Raw genomic sequence first — 806 nt, 5'->3', positions numbered from 1 at the left:
GCGAGCCGGTGGCCTTGCCGGCCAAGACCGCGTCCTTCCAATCCTGGGGCGAGGCCCTGCAGCGCCATGCCGCGAGCGACGGGCTGAAGGCGGAGCTGTCCTGGTGGCGCGACAGCCTGACCGGGGCGCCGTCTGGGCTGCCCGGCGTGGTGGAGCCGGTTTCCCCCGAGGCGCTGACGGTGGCGCGGTCGGCGGTCGCGCGGACGCGGCTGGATACGGGCTGGACGAAGCGGTTGCTGTCGTCGGCGCCGGCGGCCTATCGGACGCGGGTGAACGACCTGCTGCTGACGGGGCTGGCGCGGGTGCTGTGCCGCTGGAGCGGCGCGGCGTCGGCGCTGGTGCAGTTGGAGGGGCATGGCCGCGAGGAGCTGGTCGCCGACCTTGACCTCAGCCGCAGCGTCGGCTGGTTCACCACGGCCTATCCGGTGCATCTGCGCCCCGGCGGGGACNCGCCATCTCGGCGACGCGGAGAGCCGGGCGGTGCTGCGCGCGCTGCCCGAGGCGCGGGTGACCTTCAACTATCTCGGCCAGTTCGACGGCAGCTTCGAGGCCGAGGCCCGCTTCGTCCCGGGCGACGAGCCGGCCGGAGCCCGTCTCGACCCCGACGCCCCGCTGGGCAACTGGCTGGGCATCGACGGCCGGGTCTATGACGGCGAGCTGGTGTTCGACTGGAGCTACGGCCGGTCGGTGCTGGCGGCGTCGGTGGTGGAGGGGCTGGCCGCGGCCTATGCGGAGGAACTGCGGGCGCTGGTGGCGCATTGCGAGGCGTCGGCCGGCGGGCTGACGCCGTCGGACGTGCCGCTGGC

1 protein-coding gene and 1 pseudogene are annotated in these 806 nt (G+C 74.7%); both read left to right on the top strand.

What is annotated here, in order from left to right; all coding sequences use genetic code 11:
- Positions 1–8: 8 nt before the first annotated feature.
- Positions 9–434: pseudogene (locus JHL17_RS37985) on the top strand (condensation domain-containing protein); the annotation flags it as partial.
- A gap of 46 nt (positions 435–480) precedes the next feature.
- Positions 481–806, top strand: a 326-nt coding sequence (locus tag JHL17_RS37020; RefSeq protein WP_345773796.1) for a hypothetical protein, incomplete at its 3' end; no start/stop codon positions are given.

Origin of the sequence: Azospirillum endophyticum (assembly GCF_016595245.1) — a bacterium.
In the GTDB taxonomy this organism is placed as follows: domain Bacteria; phylum Pseudomonadota; class Alphaproteobacteria; order Azospirillales; family Azospirillaceae; genus Azospirillum; species Azospirillum endophyticum.
Note: the sequence above shows the minus strand (reverse complement) of the source record. Positions and strands in the feature narration are given on the sequence as shown.